3 protein-coding genes are annotated in these 3,034 nt (G+C 51.6%); 1 reads left to right on the top strand and 2 read right to left on the bottom strand.

Annotation, left to right across the window (positions count from 1 at the left end; genetic code table 11):
- Positions 1–742 precede the first annotated feature (742 nt).
- On the top strand, positions 743–1,141 hold the full coding sequence (locus tag Q1B13_RS26670; protein ID WP_299085853.1) for a hypothetical protein: 399 nt from the start codon (positions 743–745) through the stop codon (positions 1,139–1,141).
- Between the two features lie 501 nt (positions 1,142–1,642).
- On the opposite strand, the gene Q1B13_RS26665 is transcribed toward Q1B13_RS26670, so the two are convergent.
- Together Q1B13_RS26665 and Q1B13_RS26660 are read right to left on the bottom strand one after the other, a co-directional pair.
- A complete protein-coding gene (locus Q1B13_RS26665; RefSeq protein WP_299800826.1) occupies positions 1,643–2,452 on the bottom strand; it encodes a hypothetical protein in 810 nt (269 codons plus the stop codon).
- Positions 2,410–2,685: a DUF6471 domain-containing protein gene (locus Q1B13_RS26660; protein WP_299085863.1), complete on the bottom strand. Its 276-nt coding sequence runs from the start codon at positions 2,683–2,685 to the stop codon at positions 2,410–2,412. The genes Q1B13_RS26665 and Q1B13_RS26660 overlap by 43 nt, the downstream gene beginning before the upstream one ends.
- Positions 2,686–3,034 lie beyond the last annotated feature (349 nt).

Genomic DNA, 3,034 nt, shown 5'->3' with positions numbered 1-3,034 from the left:
AACCACGTGCGGTTTAAAGTTGCTCACCCGCGCAAGCTGCCATTCGTTCACAGCGCAGCACTGGTCAAGTTGGGCTCGCTGCGGACCTTCTCTGCGACAATCCTGAATTGGTCGAATGAGCCCTTTCCAGACCTTCACTGTCCTTCAGGCTTCGCTCGTGCAGCAAGTCGCATACAACGCAAAACGGACATTCATAGGCAGGTGGCAAAGACAGGTGAGCGGACGAAGCTGCCATTCAGTCTGGCAATGTCTGCTATTGGGCTTGATCAAAAACGGTGATTTGTGGCGGGCGACTCTGATCAGCTTGATCCGCGCAGCGCCAATGTCCATATCTCCTACAACGCGAGTTTGGCACGTAAAGGTCTTCTTACCTTCGGTGCTCTGGCGGTCACTGCGTGCGCTCTGACCTTTCCGGGACTTGCAGACCTAGTGTTTGCTCTTGGACTGGAGGTGACGATGTACGTAATTTTTATGTATGTGCGCAACCAAGTGACACGGCGGGTCCCTTGTAGGGGTGGGAGTGCATGTAAGTGGCCGCGTTGCCCAATGACCGGATGACTTATGCCAGACGTTGTCACAAGGGGGGTTCACTACCCCCCGCCCGCGCCAGACACAAACCTCAAAAGCTTTACTAAGAAGATAATGTGATGGTCTTTTGGTGACGCCATATACGAAAAAATGGAAGCTTGCTGGATTTAGCTGATACAGTTCCTCTGACAGGTTATTCTTAGGAGGTAATTACATGACATCGGATGAATTTGTTGACCCATTAGGCGTACTCGGAGACGGTGAGTGGGAGATGATACTGGTTGGAGAGGAAACGCGCCGGGGAGCTGACATACATAGAGTCGCGACAACTTCTGTAGAGGTTACTCTTAAATCAGAAGAGGATTTTGAAAGGTTCTTTGAAATCATCAAAGCTTCGGATGAGAGACTGGCAAAAGTGACTGCCCCTCACTACGATTGGCAAATGGTACTTCGTAAAGGCATGACCATTCGCTTCGGTGTTGCATGGTACGACCTAGAATTTTTTATGGCGCATAAAGACGCTTATTTGTCGGATCAACACAGCTCATTGTTTGATCAGTTCAATATTGAAGCTGCCGACTTGAAAGTTCATCACCACTACTTACTCAGCTAATTGGAATGACCCTATACGCGGTCAAAAACAGTCGTCTTTGACCGCGGGCGATCCAACCAGAACCATTGAAAATTCTTGTGCCACAATCCCTTGGCAAAACCTCGTATGATTTTGCACGTTTTTGGCCGCCGCCCCAAGACCGGACATTCGCCATCCTGCGGCAACTTGGTAGGTCTGGGCTGATAGTGTTGAAAAACTCCATTTTTAACGGAAGGCGTTAAAAAATCCCGCCGTTGAAAGCCGGTCAAAAGTTTTAGCCAGGGGGATCGGCCAGAGCACGGCATTGCCGTCGTGTCGCGCGCTCATGGCCTTCTCCATCCAAACTGGGGTGACTTTTCAGGCGCGATGGAATTTGGCGAGAAAATGCATGATCGGAATTTTCGAGTTTTTCAACACTATCGGCTCTCACCTGACATTCTCTGCGGCCCACATCGATTGGTAGTAAGAGCGGCCTTGGGTATCAAACGCACCAAGGTGTGAGGGATGATTAGTATTGCTCCGCTAAAGGCGTTTAGCCTCATAGCCTCCCTGCAAGTTTCGGGTGATTCTGTAGTCGAACCGGTTGCTCTTTCGCTTGAGGGAATTAGGCCCGCGAGTGAATACGGTATCAAAACGAACGTGGACACTCATCTTGTACCCCGAGTCAGCGTCAACGACACTATTAGGACCACCCTCGCCATAGATTTGGGCTACGGCCTCTTCGTTTGGCCCGATGTCGTAAGGCGTGGACTCAGCCCATTCCTTTTTGACAAAGCCGTCAACAGTAGCCGACACGGAAACCCTGTATGCTGGGGTACTGCCGACATTCCTGATCTTGAATTTGCCGGAAAAGCTAACCCCATTGCCCATATTTACGAGGTTAGCCAAACGGTCAACCGGCATCAATTGCGCGCTAACCTGCGCCTCGCCAATTTCGCGAGTGTCAGCGGCCATTTTTTGGGTGGCTTGGAGAGTGCGCCAGACGTAATATACACCAAAAGCAGTTATGACGGCCATCGCTACGGTCGCCAGAAGCATCAAGAGCGCCCATCTGGCCATATTCCGCTGGGCCTGCAGATCGCTCTCGGAGCGTTCATGCTGGTTAGTGGCCTCCACCACGCGAACAATGCATTCCGTCTGGGCTGCTCCATCAAGCCCGGCACAGGTGCTATCTATCTCATCTTGGGCATGTCGTGCATAGGTATCGGTATTGGCTTGATGCTCTCCGGACTGTTCCCCTAAGCCAAATCCAAGAATGTACCCTCCTACAGAAAACGCTATTATCAGCGTTAATCCAGCCGTAATTGCATAGTTCCGATGACATTTGCGCATTGCAGCATAAACGCGGCTGAAAACTTCCCACGGGATAGCTTGTTTGCAACGTTTACCTCCGTTTCACTGATTCCAATATCAGCAAGCCTTTCAACAAGTTGACCGTAAGTCACCCCCTTACGTTTCAACTCTGACTTGAGTAGGTTTGCGGCCTGCTTTTCCCAGTCGGCGTGTTGTAGGCGTGGGCGGGCAACGATTCCGAAGAAAGGCAGGTTCGCTCTCACCCGAGACATCGCGATATTGCGAGGCTTTCTGCGCATTGCTGCCATTTGAAGTGATCAAGGCTGCAAACGCAGCGAACGGCAGCTGTGTGGCGTTCCAGCCTGATCAAGCATTATGCAGAGAAGGTCGGGAATGTCCGCATCTTGCCAGTTCAGGCCCGGCGCAGCGAACGGACGGTCTGGGTCAGAAATGCTTGACGTTTGGGCCAACAATGCCTGACAAGCCGCGCTGTTTAGATTCAGAAAATTCCCTGCATCGAGTCAATCATCCGCGACGTTCCACAGCAGCGAACCGGGATGCGTCCGATATGCTCGTAGGTGGGTGGCGCTAATCTACGTCGATGGCAAGGTAGTGAGGCCC

The sequence above is a fragment of the uncultured Ruegeria sp. genome, assembly GCF_947489545.1.
In the GTDB taxonomy this organism is placed as follows: Bacteria; Pseudomonadota; Alphaproteobacteria; order Rhodobacterales; family Rhodobacteraceae; genus Ruegeria.
The sequence above is the reverse complement of the archived record's forward strand: the minus strand, read 5'-3'. Positions and strand labels throughout refer to the sequence as shown.